25 protein-coding genes are annotated in these 24,993 nt (G+C 63.1%); 18 read left to right on the top strand and 7 right to left on the bottom strand.

All coding sequences use genetic code 11. The features are described from left to right. Window positions 1–79: 79 nt before the first annotated feature. Both HB860_RS17345 and HB860_RS17340 read left to right on the top strand, forming a co-directional pair. Window positions 80–325 carry a YecH family metal-binding protein gene (locus HB860_RS17345; RefSeq protein ID WP_247627421.1) on the top strand — a complete coding sequence of 82 codons (246 nt, stop codon included), beginning with the start codon at window positions 80–82 and terminating at the stop codon, window positions 323–325. A gap of 108 nt (window positions 326–433) precedes the next feature. Further along, entirely contained in the window at window positions 434–1,033 is a 600-nt protein-coding gene (locus tag HB860_RS17340) for a YhgN family NAAT transporter (RefSeq protein WP_025325409.1), read from the top strand. Between the two features lie 30 nt (window positions 1,034–1,063). Here the strand turns inward: HB860_RS17340 and HB860_RS17335 are convergent, their stop codons facing one another. Continuing rightward, complete coding sequence (locus tag HB860_RS17335; RefSeq protein ID WP_139439258.1) at window positions 1,064–2,065, bottom strand: LysR substrate-binding domain-containing protein; 1,002 nt, start codon at window positions 2,063–2,065, stop codon at window positions 1,064–1,066. Window positions 2,066–2,346: 281 nt separating this feature from the next. Here HB860_RS17335 and tatA point away from each other — a divergent pair, with 281 nt between their 5' ends. From tatA to HB860_RS17320, 3 genes are all read left to right on the top strand, one after another. Further along, window positions 2,347–2,508 (top strand): twin-arginine translocase TatA/TatE family subunit, encoded by a 162-nt coding sequence (tatA, locus tag HB860_RS17330; RefSeq protein ID WP_005323446.1) that lies wholly within the window; start codon window positions 2,347–2,349, stop codon window positions 2,506–2,508. Window positions 2,509–2,522: 14 nt separating this feature from the next. Then, complete coding sequence (locus tag HB860_RS17325) at window positions 2,523–2,825, top strand: YfcZ/YiiS family protein (protein ID WP_042650556.1); 303 nt, start codon at window positions 2,523–2,525, stop codon at window positions 2,823–2,825. 227 nt (window positions 2,826–3,052) lie between these two features. Beyond that, window positions 3,053–4,513: a lytic transglycosylase F gene (locus tag HB860_RS17320; protein WP_247627420.1), complete on the top strand. Its 1,461-nt coding sequence runs from the start codon at window positions 3,053–3,055 to the stop codon at window positions 4,511–4,513. A gap of 4 nt (window positions 4,514–4,517) precedes the next feature. Here the strand turns inward: HB860_RS17320 and HB860_RS17315 are convergent, their stop codons facing one another. Further along, complete coding sequence (locus tag HB860_RS17315) at window positions 4,518–4,679, bottom strand: hypothetical protein (protein WP_162852243.1); 162 nt, start codon at window positions 4,677–4,679, stop codon at window positions 4,518–4,520. Between the two features lie 75 nt (window positions 4,680–4,754). Here HB860_RS17315 and HB860_RS17310 point away from each other — a divergent pair, with 75 nt between their 5' ends. After that, complete coding sequence (locus HB860_RS17310; protein WP_247627419.1) at window positions 4,755–6,005, top strand: phospholipase D family protein; 1,251 nt, start codon at window positions 4,755–4,757, stop codon at window positions 6,003–6,005. 473 nt (window positions 6,006–6,478) lie between these two features. On the opposite strand, the gene HB860_RS17305 is transcribed toward HB860_RS17310, so the two are convergent. After that, window positions 6,479–7,597: a fatty acid desaturase gene (locus tag HB860_RS17305; protein WP_247627418.1), complete on the bottom strand. Its 1,119-nt coding sequence runs from the start codon at window positions 7,595–7,597 to the stop codon at window positions 6,479–6,481. A gap of 149 nt (window positions 7,598–7,746) precedes the next feature. On the opposite strand from HB860_RS17305, the gene fabR reads away from it, so the two are divergent. Together fabR and HB860_RS17295 are read left to right on the top strand one after the other, a co-directional pair. Next, window positions 7,747–8,367, top strand: a complete 621-nt coding sequence (fabR, locus tag HB860_RS17300; RefSeq protein ID WP_025325415.1) for an HTH-type transcriptional repressor FabR — start codon at window positions 7,747–7,749, stop codon at window positions 8,365–8,367. Between the two features lie 19 nt (window positions 8,368–8,386). Continuing rightward, window positions 8,387–8,752, top strand: a complete 366-nt coding sequence (locus tag HB860_RS17295) for a YijD family membrane protein (RefSeq protein ID WP_247627417.1) — start codon at window positions 8,387–8,389, stop codon at window positions 8,750–8,752. A 37-nt stretch (window positions 8,753–8,789) separates the two neighbouring features. Here HB860_RS17295 and HB860_RS17290 read toward each other — a convergent pair whose 3' ends face one another. Together HB860_RS17290 and rsmD are read right to left on the bottom strand one after the other, a co-directional pair. Then, window positions 8,790–9,104, bottom strand: coding sequence for a DUF1145 domain-containing protein (locus tag HB860_RS17290; protein WP_247627416.1), 315 nt, complete (start codon window positions 9,102–9,104; stop codon window positions 8,790–8,792). Between the two features lie 116 nt (window positions 9,105–9,220). Continuing rightward, window positions 9,221–9,850: a 16S rRNA (guanine(966)-N(2))-methyltransferase RsmD gene (gene rsmD, locus HB860_RS17285; protein WP_202047781.1), complete on the bottom strand. Its 630-nt coding sequence runs from the start codon at window positions 9,848–9,850 to the stop codon at window positions 9,221–9,223. A 110-nt stretch (window positions 9,851–9,960) separates the two neighbouring features. Between rsmD and ftsY the strand changes: the two genes are divergently transcribed. The 10 genes from ftsY to hutH all read left to right on the top strand — a co-directional run bounded on the left by ftsY (window position 9,961) and on the right by hutH (window position 21,941). Next, window positions 9,961–11,667 (top strand): signal recognition particle-docking protein FtsY, encoded by a 1,707-nt coding sequence (gene ftsY / locus HB860_RS17280; RefSeq protein WP_247627415.1) that lies wholly within the window; start codon window positions 9,961–9,963, stop codon window positions 11,665–11,667. A 130-nt stretch (window positions 11,668–11,797) separates the two neighbouring features. Further along, entirely contained in the window at window positions 11,798–12,469 is a 672-nt protein-coding gene (ftsE, locus tag HB860_RS17275; protein WP_005323433.1) for a cell division ATP-binding protein FtsE, read from the top strand. Next, entirely contained in the window at window positions 12,469–13,422 is a 954-nt protein-coding gene (ftsX, locus tag HB860_RS17270) for a permease-like cell division protein FtsX (RefSeq protein WP_005323432.1), read from the top strand. The genes ftsE and ftsX overlap by 1 nt, the downstream gene beginning before the upstream one ends. Before the next feature lie 464 nt (window positions 13,423–13,886). Beyond that, window positions 13,887–14,741, top strand: a complete 855-nt coding sequence (gene rpoH, locus HB860_RS17265) for an RNA polymerase sigma factor RpoH (RefSeq protein WP_025325421.1) — start codon at window positions 13,887–13,889, stop codon at window positions 14,739–14,741. 199 nt (window positions 14,742–14,940) lie between these two features. Next, window positions 14,941–15,600 carry a carbonate dehydratase gene (gene can, locus HB860_RS17260; protein ID WP_042076162.1) on the top strand — a complete coding sequence of 220 codons (660 nt, stop codon included), beginning with the start codon at window positions 14,941–14,943 and terminating at the stop codon, window positions 15,598–15,600. 11 nt (window positions 15,601–15,611) lie between these two features. Further along, on the top strand, window positions 15,612–16,316 hold the full coding sequence (hutC, locus tag HB860_RS17255) for a histidine utilization repressor (protein WP_139439250.1): 705 nt from the start codon (window positions 15,612–15,614) through the stop codon (window positions 16,314–16,316). Window positions 16,317–16,471: 155 nt separating this feature from the next. Beyond that, window positions 16,472–17,707, top strand: coding sequence for an imidazolonepropionase (gene hutI / locus HB860_RS17250; RefSeq protein WP_247627414.1), 1,236 nt, complete (start codon window positions 16,472–16,474; stop codon window positions 17,705–17,707). Further along, window positions 17,700–18,638 carry a formimidoylglutamase gene (gene hutG, locus HB860_RS17245; protein WP_247627413.1) on the top strand — a complete coding sequence of 313 codons (939 nt, stop codon included), beginning with the start codon at window positions 17,700–17,702 and terminating at the stop codon, window positions 18,636–18,638. The genes hutI and hutG overlap by 8 nt, the downstream gene beginning before the upstream one ends. 65 nt (window positions 18,639–18,703) lie before the next feature. Continuing rightward, the gene (gene hutU / locus HB860_RS17240) at window positions 18,704–20,407 is read left to right on the top strand and encodes a urocanate hydratase (protein WP_247627412.1); all 1,704 of its coding nucleotides are present in this window, start codon (window positions 18,704–18,706) and stop codon (window positions 20,405–20,407) included. Window position 20,408: 1 nt separating this feature from the next. Beyond that, window positions 20,409–21,941 (top strand): histidine ammonia-lyase, encoded by a 1,533-nt coding sequence (gene hutH, locus HB860_RS17235; protein ID WP_247627411.1) that lies wholly within the window; start codon window positions 20,409–20,411, stop codon window positions 21,939–21,941. Between the two features lie 201 nt (window positions 21,942–22,142). Here hutH and HB860_RS17230 read toward each other — a convergent pair whose 3' ends face one another. Together HB860_RS17230 and HB860_RS17225 are read right to left on the bottom strand one after the other, a co-directional pair. Then, complete coding sequence (locus HB860_RS17230; protein WP_139439246.1) at window positions 22,143–23,240, bottom strand: calcium:proton antiporter; 1,098 nt, start codon at window positions 23,238–23,240, stop codon at window positions 22,143–22,145. A gap of 169 nt (window positions 23,241–23,409) precedes the next feature. Then, on the bottom strand, window positions 23,410–24,939 hold the full coding sequence (locus tag HB860_RS17225) for an EAL domain-containing protein (RefSeq protein WP_247627410.1): 1,530 nt from the start codon (window positions 24,937–24,939) through the stop codon (window positions 23,410–23,412). Window positions 24,940–24,993: the final 54 nt, after the last annotated feature.

Raw genomic sequence — 24,993 nt, 5'->3', positions numbered from 1 at the left:
TTTGTTGGCTTATATCAAGATCGGGGACCGGGGTTCAGGCTCTAATGGACATCTGACATGATGATTAAAGAGGCTTGAGATGTCCCAGTCGATACACGGTCACGAAGTGATGGAGATGATGCTGGAAGAGGGGGGCCATTTTACCCGGGCCAGCCTCAAGGAGGCGATTGAGGCGCGCTTTGGCGCCGATGCCCGCTTCCATACCTGCAGCGCGAGCGAGATGGATGCAGAGGCGCTGATCGACTTGCTGGCCAGACGCGGCAAGTTCATCGAGTCCGAGCAGGGCTTCCAGACCCGGGCCGACAAGATCTGCAACCACGGCTGATCCCGCGGCGAGCGCGCCAGGGCGCTCGCCGAATCCCGCCTCCTTTGTTATATTTCGCCCTCTCCCTCCTCTGTTAAAGGCTTGGCCTGGGCAACGCCCGGAATCTGTATGGATACTTTCTCCGCTGCCGTCATGTTGTTTCTGATCATGGATCCGCTGGGCAACCTGCCGGTCTTCCTCTCCATCCTGCGCCATGTCGATCCCAAGCGGCGGCGCAAGGTGATGATCCGCGAGCTGCTGTTTTCCCTGGCCATCATGCTGGGCTTCCTGTTTGCCGGTCAGCAGATCCTGAGCTTCCTGAACCTGCGCCAGGAGGCGGTCAGCATCGCCGGGGGCATCATCTTGTTCCTCATCGCCATCAAGATGATCTTCCCGAGCCCCGGCGGCGTGACCGGGCTGGCGGCGGGGGAGGAGCCCTTCCTGGTGCCCATGGCCATCCCCATGATAGCGGGCCCCTCCATACTGGCCTCCCTGCTGCTGCTGGCGAACCAGGAGCCGACCCGGATGGCGGACTGGTCCCTGGCCCTGCTGATGGCCTGGGGCGCCAGCGCCGTGATCCTGATGTTCTACGAGCTGTTCAACAAGCTGCTGGGTGAGCGAGGACTCACCGCCGTGGAGCGGCTGATGGGCATGCTGCTGGTGATGATCTCGGTGCAGATGCTGCTGGATGGGGTGCACCACTATCTGGCGGTGACGGGCAAGGGGTAAGAAGAAAGGGGCTGCCAGGCAGCCCCTTTCCTATTGTGCGTCCATGACGGCCAGCGCCTCGTCCTGGCGGGACGGGTCGCCTGGGGTCTCCAGCTTGCCCATGATGAGGGTGAGCAGGGTCTCCCGCAGCCAGCGGTGGCCCGGGTCCTCCTCGTGGCGCTGATGCCAGATGAGCAGGTGGGAGATGCTGTCTAGGGCGATGGGCAGCGGCAGCGGCACCAGCGGATAGACCTGGGTGGCGTGGCGGGCATAGAGCCGTGACAGGGTCACTATCATGTCCGAGTGCATGCCCATGCGCAACGCCGCCTCGAAGGAGGGCACGGTCGCCTCGATCCGGCGGTAGAGATCCTGCTCCGCCAGCTTGTGATCCAGCATCCAGCGATCCCGTCCCTCGCAATAGGTCTGCACATGGGGATAGGCCAGGTAGCGGGGGAGATCCCACTCGGGTTCGCGCAGGGCCGGGTGATCCCGCTGCACCAGGCAGGTGAGGTCATCGATGGCGAGCAGTCGCTGGCAGATGGCGTTGGGCAGGGTATCCAGCCTGAAATCCGAGTTGATGCAGTTCTCCCGCACCGTGAAGGCGATGTCCACCTGACCCTGGCTCATCTCGGTCAGGCTGTGCTCTGTCCACTCCTCGTAACGCAGCCGGATCCCCGGTGCCTGGCGCTTGAGCTCGCTCAGATAGAGCGGCGCGAACAGGGTGAAGGCGCTGTCCATGCTGGCGATGACGAACTCCCGCTCTGTGCTGGCGGGATCGAAGGCGGGGGGCTGGATCAGGTTGTCCAGGGAGAGCAGTATGGGTTGCAACTGCTGCTGCAGATCGAGGGCGCGCGGGGTGGGATCCAGCCCGTAGGCGGAGCGGACGAACAGGGGATCGTCGAAGGTTTCCCGCAGGCGACCCAGGGCCTTGCTGACGGCCGACTGGCTCAGGTGCAGGCGGCGGGCGGCCCGGCTGCCATTGCGCTCTTCCAGCAAGACTTGCAGGATAATCAACAAATTAAGATCTATGCGCCCGAGCTGTTCCAGCAACATGATATGAATCCTCTTCAACTCTTAGATGAATTTATACCATTTGTTTTCATATCTTGGCGACCCTATGCTCGACCTGTCTCTCGCCTTCATGGCGACTGGTACAGGATGTAGCGGTTGAGGGGACAAGTAGCACCGACTCATACGGCGGCCAAGGGTCGCCGTATCTTTTTATGTTTTTTGACGATTTTCCTGCCAACTTGCGCCTGCCTTGATTTTGCCCAACAATCGTTGCGCCTTCTTTTGATACAAACAACGGGTATCTATCTGTCAGGAGTCGCCCTATGGGACTTGGTGGAATTCATATCTGGCATCTGTTGATCCTGCTGGTGGTCGTCGTCGTGGTGTTTGGCAGCAAACGCCTGGCCGGCGCCGGTGAGGATCTGGGCACCGCCATCAGGGATTTTCGTAAAGCCTTGCGTGACGATGAAGTACATCCGAAATGAGTAGGAGTGGAAGTATGTCTGTAGACGAAAAAGTGGAATTGAATGAAACCTGCGACAGCTGCGGCTGTTTCGCCGAGATCGGCACCATCATAGGTGAAGGGGACGATGTGATGGAGCTGGTGATCGAGGCCGCGGCAGAAGCCGACGCTCGCGCCAAGCTCGCAGCCTATGAGGCGCTGGCCAAGCAGGTGACCGCCGAGGCCGTGATCGACAGCGAACTGACCCAGGGCGCCGACGGCGTGATCCTGAAGGCCCGCCTGCAATTCACCTGCACCGCCGAGAAGCTGATTTTCGAGATGCGTGCCCGCTCTATCTGAGCCCCGATGAGACGGCAGGCTTGCCTGCCGTATTGCCCCTCTGGCGGCCATACCCGTTGTATAGTGAGTTATCCCGCGGACTATCCCGTGCCAGTCCGGCACCTGTGGCTCCGTGGCAGGAGAGTGCCATGATGCAGTGATGGCACCCCGTCATGAGTCCCGTGTGTCGGGCCTTGTCCTGCCGAGAATCTCAAGGCGCGAGTCGACCAACAGAAGGTGGCTACCTCATGATGCGATGGATTTGGGCCCTGCTGGTCCTCTGTTCTCTCCCCCTGCTGGCGGCGGATCCCGGTTCCCCGCCTGGCGATGCCCCTTCGCGTGCCGCGGACGTCAAGCCCAAGCTCCTGCCCCAGCCCGGGGATCTCGAACACATACTGCAACAGAAGGAGCTCAGGGCCCTGGTGGTCTATGAACGGGGTTTCTTCTTCTTCGACAAGGGGGCCCAGTACGGCATCCTGGTCAATCAGCTGCAAGGCTTCGAGCGCTGGCTGAACCAGACCTATCTCCCCAAGGAGAAGCTCAAGCTCAAGATCATCTATATCCCGGTGCGTCAGGACAAGCTGCTGGACTATCTCACCGAGGGGCGGGGGGATCTGGTGGCGGCCAACCTGACGGTGACGCCGACCCGGCGCGAACAGGTCACCTTCTCCCAGCCGCTCATCTCGCCCATCGAGGAGTGGGTGGTGAGCCAGCGGGAGCTGACGGGTTTCAACCGCATCACCCAGCTCTCCGGTCGGCGGATCTGGGTGCGGGCCAGCTCCAGCTATTACGAGAGCCTGCACCAGCTCAACTGGCTGTTCCGCGAGCTGGGGCTGCCCCCTGTCTACATAGAGACGGTGCCCGAGTACCTGCAGGACGGGGATCTGCTGGAGATGGTGGCGGCCGGCATCATACCGCTGACCGTCACCGACAGCTTCAAGGGGCGGATCTGGCTCGACATGATAGGGGGCCTCAAGGCCCACAAGCTGATCCCGCTGCGGGACAAGGGGCGCAGCGCCTGGGCACTGCGCAACAACAGCCCCGAGCTGCTCAAGGCGGTGAACGCCTATATCTCCGAGTCGAGCAAACGCACCCTCTACAGCGACATGACACTGCGTCGCCTGCTGGCCCAGAGCGACAAGATGAGCAACATACTGGCGCCGGATCCCCTGGGGCGGCTGTCAACCATCCGCAAGGTACTGGAAACCCAGGCCGAGAAATATGATCTCGACTGGCTGATGCTGGCGGCGCTGGCCTACAAGGAGTCGGGACTCAATCCCAATGTCCGCTCCAACCGCGGGGCCGTCGGCATCATGCAACTGCTGCCGAGCACGGGGGGCGAGGTGGGGATCCGCGGCGCCAGGCTCACCAGCCTGGAAGGCAGTGTGGAGGCGGCCTGCCGTTACATGCGGCTCATTCTCGATACCTACTTCAACGATCCCGGGATGGACAGGGTCAATCGTCACCTGTTCGCCCTGGCGGCCTACAATGCGGGCCCGAACCGGGTGCAGGCGCTGCAGGCCAAGGCCAGGGAGAGGGGGCTGGATCCGAACGTCTGGTTTGGCAACGTGGAACAACTGGTGGCCAACGAGGTCGGCCAGGGCCCCATCAACTACGTCGGCACCATCTACAAATACTACGTGGCCTACCGCTTCAGCCTGCCCCAGCTTGAGGGCAAGACAGAGGCCATGGAGGCGGCGCAGCCCTGAGTGCTCAGTGCCGGTCGGGCAGGCCATCCTCTGGGGTAAAGGGGAGGGCTTCCCAGCCCTGATCCCTGTGCTGCTGGTACCAGGGGGTCAGCAGTCTGGCGGGAGTGGGGTCCGGCTGACTGGCCTGGGGTCTCTGGCTGAGACAGGGGTGGTCGCGCACTTCCATCATCGGCTCCTTGACACGCCGCAATCGGGGCTGTTGTCTGGGTTATGCCACCGTCTCATGACAAGGAGATGACCCTTGATCCCCGCCGACTTTGCCCTGCTCGACGATCCCGGCGCCGCCCTCAAGGCCCGCTGCCAGCTGATCCGCGGCGCCCGCAGCCGGATCCAGGCCCAGTATTACAGCTGGGAGGAGGACAGCAGCGGCAAGCTGCTGCTGTCCGAATTGCTCCATGCGGCGCGGCGCGGGGTCCGGGTCCAGCTGCTCATCGACGATCTCTATGCCGGCGACAACCGCTTCCTGGAGGTGGTGGCGGCAGAGCCCGGCATCGAGGTGCGGCTGTTCAACCCCTTCTGGCTCAGGGGCTGGCGCCCTCTGACCCTGCTGCTGGAAGGCCTGCTCAGCTTTCGCCGCATCAACCACCGCATGCACAACAAGCTGCTGCTGGTGGATGGCCACGAGGCGGTGATCGGGGGTCGCAACATCGGCGATCCTTACTTCGAGCTGGGGGGGGGCCCTCACTTCGTCGATCTGGATCTGATCTGCCGGGGCCCCCTCTGCCGCCAGGCCGAGCAGGGCTTCGAACTGTTCTGGCGCAGCCGCTGGAGCCACCCCATCCGGCGCCTGTTGCGGCGCCCCCTGCTGCCCGCCGAGATCCGCACGGTGAACGACTTCCTGCTGACCCTGACCGATCCGGCAGTGGCCATGGTCTACGATCTGCCCGCCAGCCTGTTTGATGAAACACCTCTCCCCCTGCGTTGGCATCCTGGGGTCGGAGAGTGCTGGTTTGACAGACCCGGCAAGGGGCTTATCTCCCGGCCGACCACGGCGCCCCGGCTGGGACGCAAGCTGGCGGGCAACCGGGGGGCGCTGCGGTTGGTGAGTCCTTACCTGATCCTGACCCGAAGCCTGCGCCGCCATCTCAAGCGGCAGCGCCAGGCGGGGGTCGGCATCGAGATCCTGACCAACTCCCTGGCCAGCACAGACGTGCCCCTGGTGTATGGAGCCTATCGGCGCCACCGCCCCTGGCTGGAGCGGCAGGGCATAGTGCTGGCCGAACTGTCGGATGAGGCGCAGAGCCTGCACGCCAAGCTGATCCTGATGGGGGAGGAGGAGGCGCTGCTCGGCAGCTTCAATCTGGATCCCCGCTCCCTGATGCTCAACACCGAACTGATGCTGCATCTGAGTTGTCCGGCGCTCTGTGCCGAGCTGCGGCACTGGCTCTGCGGGTGGCAACGGGCGGCGGTCCATCCTGTGGTGGCGCCCTCGACGCTGCGGCGTCTGCTGGCGCGACTGAGCGACTGGCTGCCGTTGCGCCCCTGGCTGTGAGTGGAGCACGGCTTGTGCGAGATCTCGCAAAGCCTTGTGCGCCTTAGAGGATAACGTTTGCCATCCAAAGCCGGATTGAGATTTTATCGTATTGTTTTTAATCACTTTATGTCGATAGACGCAACCTGATGCAGCCCCCTCGCTTGCATACGGGGCCGTATATAACGGTTTTTTATTTTATTTAACTGCGTAGTATTTCGGTTGCAAGGACAAACACGGCGGCTGGTCTGCCGTGTGGGTGAAGGCAGCAAGGGAGTGGGTCGGCCAGCGTGTTCTGGCCGGCAGTGCGGATCGGGAGCGGAAACCCGTGACGCGCATCAGCACCGTTATTGCCGGATCCCAATATGGAACATGCTATTTGCGAGGGGGTGACATGCGAATGTCGCCCCATTTTTTATGCCTGGGGATCGCCAGTCACCCATGAAAAGACCGCCAGCGGGCGGTCTTGGGCAGTGGGGCTGGCGGTCGGTTTCTCAGGCGATGCCGGCCAGCAGGCGACTCCAGTTGCGCTTGGCAACGAGGAAACCGTCTCGCAGGTTGCGATACTCCAGCTGCAGCTTGAGCCTGTCGTAGCGCGCCAGCGCCTTGCGCTTGCGCTGCTCCAGCAACTGCTTGCGGCTGGCGTAGTAGTGCTGGATCTGCAGGCTCAGCTTGTCGTACTCCTCCTGCAGCAGCGCCTGCCACAGCTCCCTGTCATCCTGCTTGTGCAGTCTGGCCTGGGCGCGCTTGAGCTGCATCTCCAGCCTGGCCTGCTCGATCCGCTCCTCAGGACAGGATCTGAGATCCCGGGCCAGCCCGCACCAGGCGGCGGTGCGGATCAGCCACTTGGTGGGATCGAACTGCCACCAGCGGATGCCGTTGCGGTAGTCGTTCTCGAACAGGTGGTGGAAGTTGTGATACCCCTCGCCGAAGGTGAAGAAGGCCAGGATGCCGTTGTCCCGGGCGCTGTTGCGATCGGTGAAGGGCTGGCTGCCCCAGATATGGGCAAGGGAGTTGATGAAGAAGGTGGTGTGATGGGTCATCACCATGCGCAGCACCCCGGCGAGCAGCAGCATGCCGAGCAGATCCCCATGGATCAGGCCGAGCAACAGCGGGATGCCGATGTTGGTGGCCAGGGTCAATGCCAGATAGTGCCTGTGCTGGAAGGCGACGATGGCATTGTTCTGCAGATCCCGCACATTGCTGTAGTCGTGGTAGATCTCGCGCTGGTATTCCCGCAGCATCCAGCCGATGTGGGAGTACCAGAAGCCGCGGCCCGCGCTGTAGGGATCCTTCTGATTGTCATCCACGTGGCGGTGGTGGCGGCGGTGATCGGACGACCAGTGCAGGGCCGAGTTCTGCAGGGCGAGGGCACCGCCTAGGGCGAAGAACCATTGCAGGGCAGGGTGTGCCTTGTAGGCCTTGTGGGACCAGAGTCGGTGATAACCGGCGGTGATGGAGATGCCGCAGTAGCAGAACAGCAGCAGGAAGCTGCCCCACTGCCAGAGGTCATAGCCATGGGTCAGGCCGTACCAGGGTACCGCAATCAGTGCCGTCAGCCCGGAGAGGGCGAACAGCAGGGTGTTGGTCATGATGATAGGGGGGCGGTCCATTTCACTCGGCTCCATTCAGCGAACAGCTGTCCACTATTCTCCATTGAGCCGGAATGCGGGTCAATGGTAAAAAAGTCGGAGACAAACCTGATCCAGGCCCCGCCTTCGGGTTATCATCTGGCCTCGCTAATCTCAAGGTGACTGTTTTCGTGGGTATTCGCGCGCAACAAAAAGAAAAGACCCGGCGTACGCTGATCGAGGCGGCGTTCAGTCAACTCTGTGCCAACCGCAGCTTCTCCAACCTCAGTCTGCGGGAAGTGGCCAGGGAGGCGGGCATAGCGCCGACCTCCTTCTACCGCCATTTTCGCGACATGGAAGAGCTGGGACTGACTCTGGTGGACGAGGGTGGCCTGACCCTGCGCCAGCTGATGCGCCAGGCGCGCCAGCGCATCGCCGGTGGCGGCAGCGTCATCAGCACCTCGGTGCAGACCTTCATGGAATTCGTCGAAAACAACCCGAACATCTTCCGGCTGCTGCTCCGTGAGCGCTCCGGTACCTCGGCGGCCTTCCGCCAGGCGGTGGCCCGCGAGATCCAGCACTTCATCGCCGAGCTGACCGATTATCTGGAGGCGACCACGCAGGCGCCACGGGAAGAGGCCTACATCCAGGCCGAAGCAATGGTCACCATCGTCTTCAGCGCCGGTGCCGACGCCCTCGACATGACCCCCGAAGAGTGCCGGGCCCTGTCGGAGCGCACCATCAGCCAGCTGCGGATGATCGCCATGGGCGCCGAGGTGCAGAACCGCAAGCGCCGCGAATCTCTCTCTTAAGTCAAGGATGGACAGTCCCATGCATGAATCGAACGCGATCCCGAAGAAGCCCCTGTTGCTGGCCCTGCTCATCGGCATCTGCGGTGATGCCTTCCTGTCGGTGTTGACCGAGTCGGTCGTGCCCTTCTCCTTCTTCCCCCTGATCGCCCTGCTGCTGGCGGCCTACCAGCTCTATCAGCACTATCGCCACGAGCCCATAGTCGGCAATACCCCCAGCTGCATCCTGCTCTGCTTCTTCATCGGGGTGTTCGGGCACACGGCCCTGCTCAAGGTGCAGTACCCCGAGCTTGGCAGCAACTTCTTCTCCCTGATCGCCATGCTGCTGCTGCTCGCCGTGCTCTCCATCAAGCTCGGCATCAGCCTGGGGAAAAAAGTGAAGGAGTGAGGTGTCACTCCTTCAGGTTCGTTCTGGCAGTCTTGGGTCAATTGGCCCGGGGCGGGATCTCTCCCCTCTGCCTGGCGTCTATGATGGCCTGCAGCTTGGCGCGGATCTCCATCATGCCGAACACCCCGAAGATCAGCACCTGGGTGAACTCGAGGCGGGTGATGGCAAAGTAGGGCTTGCAGGCGGCCTTGATCATGCTGGCCTGCACCCAGTGCATCAGTATCACTATGACGCCGCAGACCGGCAGAAAACCGTTCAGTTTGCCCGGCAGTGTACCCAGCAGGGCGAGCACCACGCCGAGCCAGAAGAACAGCAGCACGCCCATCGCCAATAGATTAAACACCCGCTTCATCGCTTATCTCCCGTACATAGAGTTGAGAGCAGACCCGGCTGGCCTGCTTGTCCTTGATTCGTTGCCCAAGTTGACGGGGAGGGGCATAGCGCCCAGCTCCCGCACCTACCCGGCATTTAAACCGCAGCGTCATCCTTGCTGTCCCGCAGATAGAGCTGGTAGCAGACCTGACCCGCTTGCTTGTCCTTGAGCTGTTGCCAGCTGGCAGGCAGGGGGAGATCGCTCATCTCCTTTTCCCGTTCAAGATAGATGAGGGCATCCGGCGCCAGCCAGCCGCGCTGCTCCAGCAGCTCGCACACCTGGGGCAGCAGTTCACGGCGAAACGGCGGATCCAGGAACACCAGATCGAAGGGGGTGGCCGGGCCTTGCAGCCAGCTCACCGCATCGGCCTGGATCACCTGCCCCTGGCTTGAACCCAGGGTGAGCAGGTTTTTCTTGAGCTGATCGGCGGCGCCCTTGTCCATCTCGACCAGGGTCACCTGCTCGGCGTAGCGCGACAGCGCCTCCAGCCCCAGGCCGCCGCTGCCGGCAAACAGATCGAGGCAGCGGGCACCGCGGACATGGGGAGCCAGCCAGTTGAAGATGGTCTCCTTGACGCGATCCGTGGTGGGTCTGAGTCCGTCCACATCCCTGACCGGCAGTTTTCGGCCCTTCCACTGGCCGCTGATGATTCTTACCACGCCCGCTCGCCCCTGGGGGGCTGGGCTCTTGCTCGGGCTGTTACGGCTGGATTTCACTCTGGGCATCGCGTTTCGTCGTCAGAAAATAAAGTGGTAGTATAAGGCGGTTCATTTTTATGCCGACCCGCCGAGGGACGGCTATCTTAGCAGTCAGCCTTTGATGTGAGTATTTTTAGATGGCAAAAGGTTTGTTTTCCTGGCTGGGTTTCGGCCGCAAGAAAGAAGAGGCTGAGGCCGTCCAATCACAGGCCCCTGACGCCACCCCGGCTGTCGCCGAGTCCGAGGCCACCGTTGCCCCCGCTCCCGTCGCTGATGTTTCCCTGACCGAGGCCCCTGCTGTATTGCATGAGGCGCCCCTGGCGACCCCTGATGAAGGCCCCCTGGTGGTGGAGGAACCTGCCTCCGAACTCGAGCCCGTCATCGTCAATGAGGCGCTGATCACCGCCGAGGCAGAGGCCGCCGACGCTGTCCGCGTTGCCGCCGAGGAGCAAGCCGCCGTAGCTGCCCGTGTTGCCGCCGAGGCACAAGCTGCGGAAGCTGCCCGCGTTGCCGCCGAGGAACAGGCTGCGGAAGCCGCCCGTGTTGCCGCCGAGGCGCAGGCTGCGGAAGCCGCCCGCGTTGCCGCCGAGGCGCAGGCTGCTGAAGCTGCCCGCGTTGCCGCCGAGGCGCAGGCTGCGGAAGCTGCCCGCGTTGCCGCCGAGGCACAGGCTGCGGAAGCCGCCCGCGTTGCCGCTGAAGCTCAGGCTGCGGAAGAGGCCCGTATTGCTGCCGAAGCCCGTGCCGCGGAAGAGGCGCGTATCGCCGCGGAAGCTCAGGCTGCGGAAGAGGCCCGTATCGCCAAAGAGGCCCAGCGAGCGGAAGATCTGCGCCTGGTCGCCGCGATGGAGGCTGAAGCCGCTGCCCTGGCCGCTCTGCCCCTGGCCGCCAAGGTGGACGACGACACTCAGGAGAAGCCGCAGCGGGAGGGCTTCTTTGCCCGCCTCAAGCGCAGCCTGGTGCGTACCAGGGAGAATATCGGCTCCGGTTTCTTCGGCCTGTTCAGCGGCAAGAAGATCGATGACGAGCTGTTCGAGGAGCTGGAGACCCAGCTGCTGACCGCCGATCTCGGCGTGGATACCACCAGCCGCATCATCGAAGGCCTGGTGCAGCACGCGGATCGCAAGCAGCTCAAGGATGCCGAGGCGCTCTATGGCCTGCTCAAGCAGGACATGGGCGAGATGCTGGCCAAGGTCGAGCAGCCGCTGGTGATCGACACCGGCAAGAAGCCTTACGTGATCCTGATGGTCGGCGTGAACGGCGTCGGCAAGACCACCACCATCGGCAAGCTGGCCAAGCAGTTCCAGGCCGAGGGCAAGAGCGTCATGCTGGCGGCGGGGGATACCTTCCGTGCCGCCGCGGTCGAGCAACTGCAGGTGTGGGGTCAGCGCAACAACATTCCTGTTATTGCCCAGCATACCGGCGCCGACTCCGCCTCCGTCATCTATGACGCCATCGAGGCTGCCCGCTCCCGTGGCGCCGATGTGCTGATCGCCGATACCGCCGGTCGCCTGCAGAACAAGAGCAACCTGATGGAAGAGCTCAAGAAGGTAGTGCGGGTGATGAAGAAGCTGGATGAAGAGGCGCCCCACGAGATCATGCTGACCCTAGATGCGGGCACCGGCCAGAACGCCCTGAGCCAGGCCAAGCTGTTCAGCGAGGCGGTGGGCCTGACCGGCATCACCCTCACCAAGCTGGACGGGACCGCCAAGGGCGGCGTCATCTTCGCGGTGGCCGACAAGTTCCAGATCCCGATCCGCTATATCGGGGTGGGCGAGGGGATCGACGATCTGCGTCCCTTCGTTGCCAACGACTTTATCGAGGCGTTGTTCAGTCGCGATGAATGAGTCTGGCCGCGATGCGCCAGCTCAGTCGCGATGAGCAGTGTCCCAGCCCCGACTCCGGTCGGGGTTTGTCACTCTCAGGGTATGATCCACCTCGATCCCGGTCGGGGTTTGTCACTGTCAGGGAACCGTTATGATTCGTTTTGACAAGGTCAGCAAGGTATACAGCGGTGGCCATCAGGCGCTGCAGAAAGTCAGCTTCCACCTGCGCAAGGGGGAGATGGCTTTCCTGACCGGCCACTCGGGTGCGGGCAAGAGTACCCTCCTCAAGCTCATCAGCGTGATGGAGCGGCCGACCGATGGTCGCGTCTTCTTCCACGGCGATGACGTCAGCCATATCCAGCGTAGCCAGATCCCCTATGTGCGCCGCCAGATCGGGATGATCTTCCAGGATCACCGGCTGCTGATGGACAGAACCGTGTTCGACAACGTGGCCCTGCCCCTGGTGATCGATGGCTACAGCCATGCCGACATCAACAAGCGGGTGGCGGCGGCGCTGGACAAGGTCGGCCTGCTCGGCAAGGAGCGCTACCAGCCACGCATGCTCTCCGGTGGTGAGCAGCAGCGGGTCGGCATCGCCCGGGCCATCGTCAACAAGCCGCCCCTGCTGCTGGCGGATGAGCCGACCGGCAACCTGGATCCCCAGCTCTCCATGGACATCATGCGACTGTTCGAGGAGTTCAACCGCTTCGGAGTCTCGGTGCTGATTGCCACTCACGATCTGGGGCTGATCGCTCGGATGCGCTATCGCACCCTGACCCTGAAGGCAGGGCGCATGTATTCCCAAGAGCAGGAGGAGAGCTGATGGCCATCGTTCGTCACAAGCAGCCGCCGCTGCGCCGTCTGATGATGTACGGTGTGGACCACGTGCGTCAGGCCTTTGCCAGTCTGGGAGAGCTGTGGCGCAATCCGCTCGCCTCCCTGATGACGCTGGCGGTGCTCGGGGTCAGTCTGGCGCTGCCCTCCTGCTTCCACGTGCTGCTGAAAAACGCCGAGGTGGTGGAAGGGAGCTGGCAGACCAGCTCCCAGATCTCCCTCTATCTGCGCAAGGATCTGCCGGAGCAGAGCATCCTCGACATGAAGCAGCGGATCCTGCTCTATCCCGAGGTGGAGTCCGTCACCTACATGAACCGGGACGAGGCGCTCAAGGAGTTTCGCGAGATCTCCGGTTTCGGCGATGCCCTGGATTACCTCGACAGCAACCCGCTTCCGCCTGTACTGAGCGTGATCCCGGATCCGCGCTGGCAGAACCCGGAAGGGGCCGCCGAGCTGCTCGCCAAGCTGGAGAATGAGCCCGGTATCGAGCAGGGCAAGCTGGATCTGCAGTGGCTGACCCGGCTGCAGGGGATCATGAACCTGCTGCGTCACACCATCACCGGCATAGCGGTGCTGCTGCTCTCCGCTGTGCTGTTGATCGTCGGCAACACCCTCAGGCTCAATATCCTCAACCAGAGATCCGAGATCGAAGTGCTCAAGCTGGTGGGGGCGACCGATGCCTTCATCCACCGTCCCTTCCTCTATACCGGCATCTGGTTCGGGGTGATCGGCGGCATGCTGGCCTGGTGGCTGACCGAGGTGATGGTGATCTGGAGCGAGGGAGTGGTGAAGGAGCTGGCGGGGCTTTACAACAGCAACTTCCGGCTGGTGGGGATGGGGGCGTTCGACGGCTTCAACCTGATACTGCTCGGCGCGCTGCTGGGGCTGATTGCGTCCTGGTTCTCGGTGCACAGACACATTCGTGACATAGAACCATCCTGATTAATTTATCAGCATTTTAAAGCGCTGGATTTTGCGAACTGGATCAAGTAAAAGAGTGGCCCGTTTCTGGCACGGGTCACTTTCTCAGAGTAATCTGAATGATGCCTGCGCCAAGGATCATATTTGGATCCTGTGAACCTTTTGATTTATAAACAGTCTATCTAGTGCAACAGAATGTATACGGGTGTGGCCCCTCTGCCTTGCTCGTCTGACTTGGCAAGCATGTGAAGGTTGCGAGCTCCGCAACAATGGACTTAGCATGCTACTTTTCAGGGGTCCTTCATTGTGACCCCTTTTTTTTGACCGTTCATTTATGATTCATCCCGTCAGCCTAAGATAGGCCGGGTTCATGCCGGGGCCGATGTTTGACTGATGTTTGATATGGGCCGCAGAATGACCCCCGGTCAGTAGACAGACCCTCTCAGGGTGTTAGACTGATTCGATTGAAAAGTAAGAGGTAGAACATGGGAACTTCATTGCAACGCACTATGGCTCTGATTCCGCAAGGTAGTCTGGAAGGCTATATCCAGGCCGTCAACTCGATCCCCGTGCTGAGCGCGGAGGAAGAGCGTGAACTGGCGATGCGTTTGCAGCAGGGTGGCGATCTCGAGGCTGCCCGTCAGCTGGTCATGTCGCATCTGCGTTTTGTCGTTCACGTGGCCAAGAGCTACTCCGGCTATGGCCTGCCTCAGGCCGATCTGGTGCAGGAAGGCAATATCGGCCTGATGAAGGCGGTCAAGCGCTTCGACCCGAGTGTGGGCGTGCGTCTGGTCTCCTTCGCCGTGCACTGGATCAAGGCCGAGATCCACGAATATGTGCTGCGCAACTGGCGCATGGTCAAGGTGGCCACCACCAAGGCCCAGCGCAAGCTGTTCTTCAACCTGCGCAAGTCCAAGAAGCGTCTGGGCTGGCTGAACCACGAAGAGGTTCAGGCCGTTGCCGCGGATCTCGGGGTCTCTGCCGCCGACGTCACCGAGATGGAAGCGCGCATGAGCAACTACGATCAGGCCTTCGATCTGGTCGGTGACGATGAGGATGAAGGCGGCTTCGCCCCCGTCCATTATCTGGAAGACAAGTCTTCCGATCTGGCCGCCACCATAGAGAACGACAACTGGGACAGCCACGCCACCCGTCGCCTGAGCGCGGCCATGGCCACCCTGGACGAGCGCAGCCAGCACATCATCCGCGCCCGCTGGCTGGATGAGGAGAGCAAGACCACCTTGCAGGAGCTGGCAGACAACTACGGTGTGTCCGCCGAGCGTGTGCGTCAGCTTGAGAAAAATGCGCTCAAGAAGCTGAAGGATGCGATGGCCGCCTGAGGGCATTCACCGAGCCTGCGTCAGCTGAGAAGAACGCACTCAAGAAGCTGAAAGACGCCATGGATGCCTGAGGGCATTCTCTTGTGGAAAACAGGGCCTGATGGCCCTGTTTTTGTTTCACCGGGATCTGGTCGGCCTTGCCTTGGTTACCCTTGTGTATGGTATGTTGCCGCCACTGCCACAGTTAGGGAGAGCAGAAGTGAAACTGTTGAACGACCTGTTTACCAATAACCGCGAGTGGGCGGAACGGATCAAGGCCGAAGATCCCAATTTCTTCGCTACCCTCTCCGCCCAGCAGGCCCCCGAGTACCTCTGGATCGGCTGCTCCGACAGCCGGGTTCCCGCCAACCAGTTGATGGGGCTGCTGCCGGGGGATGTCTTCGTCCACCGCAACGTCGCCAACCTGGTGGTACACACCGATTTCAACTGCCTCTCCGTGCTGCAATACGCGGTGGAGGTGCTCAAGGTGAAGCACATCATCGTCTGCGGCCACTACGGCTGCGGCGGCGTCAAGGCGGCGATGCAGAACCAGGAGCTGGGCCTCATCGACAACTGGCTGCGCAACATCAAGGATGTCTATTTCAAGTACGGCGAAGAGCTCGAAGCCATCGAGGATGAGCACGAGCGCTTCGACTACCTGTGCGAGCTGAACGTGGCCGAGCAGGTCGCCAACGTCTGCCACACCACCATCATCCAGAATGCCTGGCGCAAGGGGCAGGAGCTGGCGGTGCACGGCTGGATCTACGGTATCAAGGACGGTCTGCTGCACGATCTCGATCTCTGCATCAGCGGCCCTGACCAGATCCCGGACGTCTACCGCGCCTGGCCGGACATGCGTCCGCCTCACCGTCGTCGCTGAGGACCCCATTGGTGGCACCCGCCCTCTATCTGCAGATCAAACAGCACATCCTGGACGGGATCCGCGAGCGCCACTATCAGGCGGGCGACAGGATCCCGACCGAGGCCGCCCTGTGCGAGCAGTTTGCCGTGAGCCGGATGACGGTCAACAAGGCGCTGCGTGAACTGGTGGCCGAGGGCTGGCTCAATCGCACCGCCGGATCCGGCAGCTTCGTGGCGGACAGACGTGCCGAGTCGCCGCTGCTGGCCATTCGCAACATAGCCGACGAGATAGCAGAGCGCGGCAGCCAGTACAGCGCCCGGGTGATCCGCCTGCAGCGCCAGGCCGCCGACGAGAAGGTGGCGGTGCGACTGGGTTTGCGGGTCGGGGCGCCCACCTTCCACAGCCTCATCGTCCATCAGGCCGATGGGGAGCCGCTGCAGCTGGAGGAGCGTTTCGTCGATGCCGAGCGCCTGCCTGGCTATGGCGAGCAGGACTTCACGAGGCAGACGCCGAACAGCTACCTGATGGAAGTCTGCCCCCTCTCCGAGATGGAGCACGTGGTGGAGGCGGTGCTGCCGAGCGCCGGCGAAGCGGGTTTGCTGCAGGTGAGGGTCGATACCCCCTGCCTGCTGCTGCATCGCCGCACCTGGTCGGATGGCTTTCTGGTCTCCTATGCCCGCCTGCTCTCGCCAGGCTCCCGCTACAAGCTGAGCTCCAAGACCCGATTAACTTAATTGTATATACATATCTTGTTTTAAGAGCCCACCCCTTGGTGGGCTTTTTTGTGCTTAAACTCTAATGAAACCGCTGTTATCAAGATGTGAACTTGATCCTTTCTTTCTCGTCAGAGATCGGCTATAAATTATTGTATATACATTTAGAGGTCGGTATGAACAAGGAACTGTTGAACTGCGAGCGGGTCTGGCTCAACGTGACACCCGCCACCCTGCGCTCCGATCTGGCGGACTACGGTCTGCTGGAACCCCATGCCCTCGGCGTGCATGAGGGCAGGATCCACGCCCTGGTCCCCATGCAGGATCTCAAGGGGCCCCATCCCGCCCACTGGCGTGACATGAAGGGCAGGCTGGTGACCCCTGGCCTCATCGACTGCCACACCCACCTCATCTTTGCCGGCAGCCGGGCCGAGGAGTTCGAGCTGCGCCAGCAGGGCGTGCCCTACAGCGACATCGCCCGCAAGGGGGGTGGCATCCTCTCCACCGTGCGGGCCACCCGGGCCGCCAGCGAGGATCAGCTCTATGAGCTGGCGGTGCCGAGGATCAAGTCCCTGATCCGGGAAGGGGTCACCACGGTAGAGATCAAGTCAGGCTACGGCCTCACCCTGGCGGACGAGCTCAAGATGCTGCGGGTCGCCCGCCGGCTGGGGGAGGCGCTGCCGATCCGGGTCAAGACCACCCTGCTGGCGGCCCATGCGGTGCCGCCGGAGTATCGCGACGATCCCGACTCCTGGGTCGAGACCATCTGCCAGGAGATCATCCCGGCGGCGGCCGAGGCGGGTCTGGCGGATGCGGTGGACGTCTTCTGCGAGCACATCGGCTTCTCCCTGGCCCAGACCGAGCAGGTCTATCTGGCGGCGGATCAATACAATCTCGCGGTGAAGGGGCACATGGAGCAGCTCTCCAACCTGGGGGGCAGCACCCTCGCCGCCAACTTCGGCGCCCTCTCGGTGGATCACCTGGAGTATCTGGATCAGGACGGGATCCAGGCGCTGGCCCACCGTGGCGTGGTCGCCACCCTGCTGCCTACCGCCTTCTATTTCCTGAAGGAGACCAAGCTGCCGCCGGTCGCCGCCTTGCGCAAGGCGGGCGTGCCCATGGCGGTCTCCTCCGACATCAATCCGGGCACGGCCCCCATCGTCTCCCTGCGCATGGCCATGAACATGGCCTGCACCCTGTTCGGCCTGACGCCGGTGGAGGCCATGGCCGGGGTGACCCGCCACGCCGCCCGGGCGCTCGGCGAGCAGGAGCGTCTGGGGCAGCTGAGAGTGGGCATGCAGGCCGATTTTCTGATCTGGAATTGCGCCCACCCCTCCGAGATCAGCTACCTGATCGGGGTCGATCAGCTGGTCAGCCGGGTTCTCAACGGGGAGGAGACGCTCCATGGATAAGTTCAACATGGCCGACATGTCGCTCTGGCAGGGACGCCAGGATCCGGAAGATGGTGAACTGGCCCTGCGCTGGCACGACAAGGTGCAACCCTGGCAAGCCGACAGCGAGCCCGGCGTGGTGCTGCTCGGTTTTGCCTGTGACGAAGGGGTGCGCCGCAACAAGGGGCGGGTCGGCGCCGCAGCGGCCCCGCTGGCGGTGCGCAAGATGCTCGCCAACACCGCCTGGCATCTGGGCCGACCCGTCCATGACGGCGGCGATCTGGCCTGCGAGGACGGCGATCTCGATGCCGCCCACGACCGTCTGGCGGAGCGGGTCGCCCGTGCGCTGGATCTGGGTCACTTCCCCCTGGTGCTGGGGGGCGGCCACGAGGTGGCGTTTGGCAGCTGGAGTGGCCTCAATCGCCATCTGGGCGGCAAGGGCCGGGTCGGCATCATCAACTTCGATGCCCACTTCGATCTGCGCATGAAGCAGGAGCAGGCGAGCTCGGGCACCCCCTTCTTCCAGATCGCCGAGCAGTGCGCCGCCCAGGGGACGCCCTTTACCTACGCCTGCCTCGGGGTGGCGGAGACCGCCAACACGGCGGCGCTCTTTGCCCGCGCCGAGGCGCTGGGAGTCTGGCACGTGCTGGACGAGGCCATGACCCAGGCCGCACTGCCCGAGCTTCTGAACGGGCTGGATGCCTTTATCGCCCGTTGCGACCACCTCTACCTCACCATCGATCTCGACGTGCTGCCGGCGGCGGTGATGCCGGGAGTGAGCGCTCCCGCCGCCCGCGGCGTGGAGCTGGCGGTCATCGAACCCCTGATCGCCCATATCCGGGCCAGCGGCAAGCTCAGGCTCGCCGATCTGGCCGAGTACAACCCGAGTCTGGATCTGGACAACCGCAGCGCCCGCGTGGCCGCCCGGCTGGTCCATCAACTAACCAAGTAGTCGGCCGACTCGCCAGGGGCACTGTGCCCTCGCATGGCGGCTGCATTGATAAACAAGGAGTGTCTATGTCTGTGCAACACCAGGATCCCCGTCACGACTCGAGCCGGGTCATTCGCGCCCCCCGTGGCACCGAGTTGACCGCCAAGAGCTGGTTGACCGAGGCGCCCCTGCGGATGCTGATGAACAATCTGGATCCGGAAGTGGCCGAGCATCCCCAGTCCCTGGTGGTCTATGGCGGCATCGGCCGCGCCGCCCGCAACTGGGCCTGCTACGACAAGATCGTCGAGGTGCTGACCCGTCTCGAGGACGACCAGACCCTGCTGGTGCAATCCGGCAAGCCGGTCGGGGTGTTCCAGACCCACAAGGACGCGCCCCGGGTGCTGATCGCCAACTCCAACCTGGTGCCCCACTGGGCCAACTGGGAGCACTTCAACGAACTCGATAAGAAGGGTTTGATGATGTACGGCCAGATGACCGCCGGCTCCTGGATCTACATCGGCACCCAGGGGATAGTGCAGGGCACCTACGAGACCTTCTTCGCGGTGGCGAACCAGCACTTCAACGGGTCGCCTGCGGGGCGCTGGATCCTCACTGGGGGCCTGGGTGGCATGGGCGGCGCCCAGCCCCTGGCCGCCACCATGGCCGGCTTCTCCATGATCGCCGTGGAGTGCGACGAGACCCGTATCGATTTTCGCTTGAAGACCCGCTACGTCGACAAGAAGGCTCATAGCCTGGATGAGGCGCTGGCCATGGTAGAGGAGGCCAGGCAGAACGGCACCGCCGTCTCCGTCGGCCTGCTCGGCAACGCCGCCGACATCTTCGCCGAGCTGGTGGCCCGTGGCATCACCCCGGATGTGGTGACCGACCAGACCTCGGCCCACGACCCGATCCATGGCTACTTGCCGCAAGGGTGGAGCGTCGCCCAGTGGCGCGAGCTGCAAAAATCTGCGCCCCAGGAGGTGAACCAGGCTGCTCGTCACTCCATGGCCCGCCAGGTGGAAGCCATGCTGACCCTGCAATCCCGTGGCGCCGCCACGCTCGATTACGGCAACAACATCCGCCAGATGGCGCTGGAGGAGGGGGTGAAAAACGCCTTCGACTTCCCCGGCTTCGTCCCGGCCTACATTCGTCCGCTGTTCTGCGAGGGCATTGGCCCCTTCCGCTGGGTGGCGCTCTCCGGCGATCCGGAAGACATCTACAAGACCGACCAGAAGGTGAAGGAGCTGATCCCGGACGATCCCCACCTGCACAACTGGCTCGACATGGCCCGCGAGCGCATCGCCTTCCAGGGCCTGCCGGCACGGATCTGCTGGGTCGGGGTCAAGGATAGAGTGCGCCTGGGTCTCGCCTTCAACGAGATGGTGAAGAACGGCGAGCTGAAAGCCCCCGTGGTGATCGGCCGCGACCACCTGGACTCCGGCTCGGTGGCGAGCCCGAACCGCGAGACCGAATCCATGATGGACGGCTCCGACGCCGTCTCCGACTGGCCGCTGCTCAACGCCCTGCTCAACACCGCGGGCGGCGCGACCTGGGTCTCCCTGCACCACGGTGGTGGTGTCGGCATGGGCTTCTCCCAGCACTCCGGCGTGGTGATCGTCTGTGACGGCACCGATGACGCCGCCAAGCGGGTCGGCCGCGTGCTGCGCAACGACCCGGCCACCGGGGTGATGCGTCACGCCGACGCCGGCTACGAGATTGCCATCAACTGTGCCCATGAGGCGAAACTGGATCTGCCGATGATCGACGCGACCGGCAAAGGGGTGAAATAAGATGTTCGAACTCAATCTGCAACCGGGCAAGCTCTGCCTCGCCACCCTGCGCCGCGTCAGCCGCGAGCCTGTGCATGTCAGCCTGGATCCGGCCGCCCTGGCGGGGATCCACGCCTCCGCTGCCGTGGTCACCAAGGTGATAGAGCAAAACCGCGTGGTCTACGGCATCAACACCGGCTTTGGCCTGCTGGCCAACACCCGGATCCCGGTAGAGCAGCTGGACGAGCTGCAACGCTCCATCGTGCTCTCCCATGCCGCCGGCATCGGTGAGTACATGGATGACGCCACCGTGCGGCTGATGATGGTGCTCAAGGTCAACTCGCTCGCCCGGGGGTTTTCAGGCATTCGGCTGACGGTGCTCGAGGCCCTGATGCGTCTCATCAACACCGAAGTCTATCCGGTGGTGCCGAAGAAGGGCTCCGTCGGCGCCTCCGGCGATCTGGCGCCCCTGGCCCATATGAGCTGCCTGCTGATAGGTGAAGGCAAGGCCCGCCACAAGGGCGAGCTGATCGACGCCGCCACTGCGCTCAAGATTGCCGGGCTCGAGCCCATCGCCCTGGCACCCAAAGAGGGGCTGGCCCTGCTCAACGGCACCCAGGCCAGCACCGCCTTTGCGCTGGAAGGGCTGTTCCATGCCGAAGATCTGTTCGCCGGTGCCATCACCATAGGCGCCATGAGCGTGGAGGCGGCCCTCGGCAGCCGCCGTCCGTTCGATGCCCGCATCCACGAGGTGCGCGGCCAGCGCGGCCAGATCGACGCCGCCGCCTGCTATCGCCACCTGCTGGTGGATGGCAGCGAGATCGGCATGTCCCACCACAACTGCGAGAAGGTGCAGGATCCCTACTCCCTGCGCTGCCAGCCCCAGGTGATGGGTGCCTGTCTGGCCCAGATCCGCCACGCCGCCGAGGTGCTGGTGTGCGAGGCCAATGCGGTCTCCGACAACCCCCTGGTGTTCGCCGATGACGAGGAGATCCTCTCCGGCGGCAACTTCCACGCAGAGCCGGTGGCCTTCGCCGCCGACAACCTGGCCCTGGCCATCGCCGAGATCGGGTCGCTGTCCGAGCGGCGCATGGCGCTGCTGATCGATTCCCGCATGTCGGGCCTGCCGGCCTTCCTGGTCAACAATGGAGGCGTCAACTCCGGCTTCATGATCGCCCAGGTCACCTCGGCGGCGCTCGCCTCCGAGAACAAGACCCTGGCGCATCCGGCCTCGGTGGACAGCCTGCCCACCTCCGCCAACCAGGAGGACCACGTCTCCATGGCCACCTTCGCCGGTCGCCGTCTGGCGGACATGGCGGAGAACACCCGCGGCATACTGGCGGTCGAGCTGCTCGCCGCCGCCCAGGGTCTGGACTTCCGCGCGCCCCTGCGCAGCACCGAGCTCATCGAGCTGGCCAAGGGACGGCTGCGTGAAGAGGTCAGCTTCTACGACAAGGACAGGTACTTCTCGCCGGACATCGAGGCCGCCGCTGCCCTGCTGGGCGCCGCCAGCTACAACGATCTGATCCCGGCCGGGGTGCTGCCCAGCCTCTAAGCGGTTATCCGCCCATAACAAAAGACCGCCCAATGGGCGGTCTTTTCGTTGCTGCGGTAGCGTGATCCGTTATTCGTGCTCGAACATCAGGAACAGATAGACCACGAACAGCACCGGAGTGAGTGCTGGCGCCGGCTACTCGTGTTCGAACATCAGGAACAGATAAACGACAAACAGCACCGGGGTGAGTGCTGGCGCCAGTTACTCGTGTTCGAACATCAGGAACAGATAAACGACAAACAGCACCAGGTGGGTGGCGCCATGGAGCACATTGGTGCGGCCGCTGCTGAAGGTCACCTTGCACACCATGAGAGTGGTGATGAGCAGCACCATGTCGGCAGGGGAGAGGCCGAGGCGCACTTCCTGACCCATCAGGGCGCCGATGAAGAGCACAGAGGGCACCGTCAGGGCTATGGTGGCCAGCACGGATCCGAAGTAGAGGTTCATGGCGCGCTGCAACTGGTTGTTGAAGGCGGCCTTGATGGCGCCGACCGCCTCGGGGGCCAGCACTATACAGGCCACGATGAAGCCGCCCAGGGCCGCCGGGGCCTCCATCACATGGACCCCGTAGTTGATGGGGATGGCCAGGGTCTTGGCCAGCAGGATCACCACCACCAGGTAGGCGAGCAGCAGCAGGGTGTGATAGACGTTGCTCTGCAGCGGGCCGTGGTGTTCCTCGTGATCCTCGTGGTCGCTGTCGACGAAGAAGTGGCTGTGGCTGCGGGTCTGGATCAGCAGGAAGACGCCATAGAGCAGGATGGAAATGATGATCAGCATCCAGGACATGGCCTTGGAGAGCCCGCCCAGGGTGCCGCCCTGGGTGAAGTTCGGCAACACCAGGCAGAGCAGGGCCAGGGGAATGATGGCCACCAGATAGGATTTGACCCCGTCCAGATTGAAGTTCTGGGTGTGATAGCGCCAGCCGCCAAACAGCAGGGTGAAGCCAACCAGCCCGGTGCTCACCAGCATCACCACGGCGAACATGGTGTCGCGGGCCATGGTGGGGTTGGGCTCGCCAGTCAGCATCACGGAGGAGATCATCACCACTTCCAGGGAGATGACCGACAGGGTCAGGATCAGGGTGCCGAACGGTTCGCCCAGCTTGATGGCCAGGGCGTCGGAGTGACGCACGACGGAGAAGATGGCCCAGGTGACGATGGCGAGCAGGGCCAGTGACACCGGCAGGTAGACCGCAAGGGGGGTTGCTTCTGTCAGCAGGTCGCTGCCCAGGGTCTTGAAGAAGAGCAGGGTCAGCAGGCCGACGGGCAGGGCAATCTCTTGCCGGATAAATGACTTCATAGGCAGTGGTTCTCATCTCGGGGCGGCCGTGGCCGACGGGTAGGGAGACAGCAGGTCGCGCCACCGGGGTGGCGCGCCAGTTCATGATAAAGGGAGTTGTCCCGTCAGAGGAGGATCATTTTGTTGCAAAAGATGAGGATCCCCGGGCGGGGACCCTGAGGTTTCTTTCTCATTGCCCGCCGGGCTGGCTCTGCCGCCATGCCAGCAGCCAGATCTTCAGCTTGGTCAGGGCCATGGGTCTGGCATAGACATAACCCTGGATCAGGTGGACCCCATGGCGGTGCAGGTAGTCGACCTGTTCCTGGGTCTCGACCCCCTCGGCGATCATCTCCATGCCTGATTCGTGGCCAAAGGCGATGGTGGCGTCCAGCACGCTGCGTTTGAGGTCGTCCGTGCCTATGGTGTCGACGAACATCTTGTCGATCTTGATCTGGCGGATGCCGAGGCGCTGCAGGTAGGCGAAGCCGCCATAGCCTGTGCCGAAGTCATCCAGCTTGAAGTGATACCCCTTCTCCTGCAGCTGCGCTATCTCCCCCATGGCCGCCTTGATATCGGTGATCGGCTTGCGCTCGGTCAGCTCGAAGGTGAGCCTGGTCGGGGAGGGCCAGTCGTGGCGCTGCAACAGGGGCCGCAGATGGGGTTGTTCCAAGTGGGCGGCCACTATGTTGACGCTGACCCACTGGGTCGGTTCCAGCCAGGGCAGATCCGCGATGACCCGCTCCAGCAGTTGCTCCGTCATGGGCAGGATCAGCCCCTGCTCCTCCGCATAGTCGATGAAGGTACCTGGGGGCACCAGCTCCCGACCCCGCTGCCAGCGCAGCAGCGCCTCGAAACCGACCACCTTCTTGCTGCGGCTGTCCACTATGGGCTGATAGAAGGGGACGAACTCGCGCCGCACCAGGGCTGCCTGCAGCAGTCCCTTGAGGGAGCGGCGGTAGTTGCGCAGCACCCAGTAGGCGGCAACCAGCAGGAGTCCCAGAGCGCCGCCATACAGGAGGCCATAGTGGCGGGCCCGCCGCTTCGCATACTCCTCCAGCGCCTTGCCCGCCCACAGGGTCTGCCTGATGTGGGTGTCTGGCGTAAAGAAACTCAGGCTCTGGCTGCTCTTGTCCTTCTTGATGGCGCTGTCCCCACGGGAAAATGGCTGCGTGATGCCGTCAGGGTGTTGCTGGCCAAACTCGAAATAGAAACAGCCCGGGCAAGGAGATTGCAGCAGATCGTGGCTCCAGCTGTTGTTCAGCACCCAGTAGGCGATATTGCCGCCCTGCCTGAAATAGGCGACCAGCTCCTGCTCTGTGTTGAAGCGGGCCTGGGTGGCCGCGAGGCCAAACTGCTCCGGTTCGGGGTAGGGGGGCAGCGAAACGGTGGCGAGGGGAAGATCCTCCCCCAGACTGGAACAGCCGCCGCCGGAGGCGAGGATGAGGCCCTGCAGCCGGATGTGGCGGCTGTAGAAACGGGGATCCCGCAACAGGGCCATGTCTGCGGGGCCGCAATCGAAGGCGAAGCTGGACAGTTGGGCGCGAATGCTCTGGTCCAGCTCATCGTGGCGCTCCGCCAGCGCGGCCTCTATCTGCGCCTTCTTTTCCTGCAACAGATGGTGGGCCAGGGGATTGCCCAGCAGCTGGCTGAGGGGCAGGCTCGCCAGCACGGGCAGGCAGAGCAGCAGCAGACTGATCCAGAAGGGAGACGCTCGTCGCAAGGGGTACCTGCCTGATGGGTGCATGGGATACAAATGGATGGCAACATCATAGCA

The organism is Aeromonas genomosp. paramedia (assembly GCF_023093515.1).
In the GTDB taxonomy this organism is placed as follows: Bacteria; Pseudomonadota; Gammaproteobacteria; order Enterobacterales; family Aeromonadaceae; genus Aeromonas.
The sequence above is the reverse complement of the archived record's forward strand: the minus strand, read 5'-3'. Positions and strand labels throughout refer to the sequence as shown.

Excerpts from the sequence above, each read along its gene's own strand:
- HB860_RS17345 (WP_247627421.1), top strand. The coding sequence starts at position 80 with ATGTCCCAGTCGATACACGGTCACGAAGTGATGGAGATGATGCTGGAA.
- HB860_RS17340 (WP_025325409.1), top strand. The coding sequence starts at position 434 with ATGGATACTTTCTCCGCTGCCGTCATGTTGTTTCTGATCATGGATCCG.
- HB860_RS17335 (WP_139439258.1), bottom strand. The coding sequence starts at position 2,065 with ATGTTGCTGGAACAGCTCGGGCGCATAGATCTTAATTTGTTGATTATC.
- tatA (WP_005323446.1), top strand. The coding sequence starts at position 2,347 with ATGGGACTTGGTGGAATTCATATCTGGCATCTGTTGATCCTGCTGGTG.
- HB860_RS17325 (WP_042650556.1), top strand. The coding sequence starts at position 2,523 with ATGTCTGTAGACGAAAAAGTGGAATTGAATGAAACCTGCGACAGCTGC.
- HB860_RS17320 (WP_247627420.1), top strand. The coding sequence starts at position 3,053 with ATGATGCGATGGATTTGGGCCCTGCTGGTCCTCTGTTCTCTCCCCCTG.
- HB860_RS17315 (WP_162852243.1), bottom strand. The coding sequence starts at position 4,679 with ATGGAAGTGCGCGACCACCCCTGTCTCAGCCAGAGACCCCAGGCCAGT.
- HB860_RS17305 (WP_247627418.1), bottom strand. The coding sequence starts at position 7,597 with ATGGACCGCCCCCCTATCATCATGACCAACACCCTGCTGTTCGCCCTC.
- HB860_RS17295 (WP_247627417.1), top strand. The coding sequence starts at position 8,387 with ATGCATGAATCGAACGCGATCCCGAAGAAGCCCCTGTTGCTGGCCCTG.
- HB860_RS17290 (WP_247627416.1), bottom strand. The coding sequence starts at position 9,104 with ATGAAGCGGGTGTTTAATCTATTGGCGATGGGCGTGCTGCTGTTCTTC.
- rsmD (WP_202047781.1), bottom strand. The coding sequence starts at position 9,850 with ATGCCCAGAGTGAAATCCAGCCGTAACAGCCCGAGCAAGAGCCCAGCC.
- ftsY (WP_247627415.1), top strand. The coding sequence starts at position 9,961 with ATGGCAAAAGGTTTGTTTTCCTGGCTGGGTTTCGGCCGCAAGAAAGAA.
- ftsE (WP_005323433.1), top strand. The coding sequence starts at position 11,798 with ATGATTCGTTTTGACAAGGTCAGCAAGGTATACAGCGGTGGCCATCAG.
- ftsX (WP_005323432.1), top strand. The coding sequence starts at position 12,469 with ATGGCCATCGTTCGTCACAAGCAGCCGCCGCTGCGCCGTCTGATGATG.
- rpoH (WP_025325421.1), top strand. The coding sequence starts at position 13,887 with ATGGGAACTTCATTGCAACGCACTATGGCTCTGATTCCGCAAGGTAGT.
- hutI (WP_247627414.1), top strand. The coding sequence starts at position 16,472 with ATGAACAAGGAACTGTTGAACTGCGAGCGGGTCTGGCTCAACGTGACA.
- hutG (WP_247627413.1), top strand. The coding sequence starts at position 17,700 with ATGGATAAGTTCAACATGGCCGACATGTCGCTCTGGCAGGGACGCCAG.
- hutU (WP_247627412.1), top strand. The coding sequence starts at position 18,704 with ATGTCTGTGCAACACCAGGATCCCCGTCACGACTCGAGCCGGGTCATT.
- hutH (WP_247627411.1), top strand. The coding sequence starts at position 20,409 with ATGTTCGAACTCAATCTGCAACCGGGCAAGCTCTGCCTCGCCACCCTG.
- HB860_RS17230 (WP_139439246.1), bottom strand. The coding sequence starts at position 23,240 with ATGAAGTCATTTATCCGGCAAGAGATTGCCCTGCCCGTCGGCCTGCTG.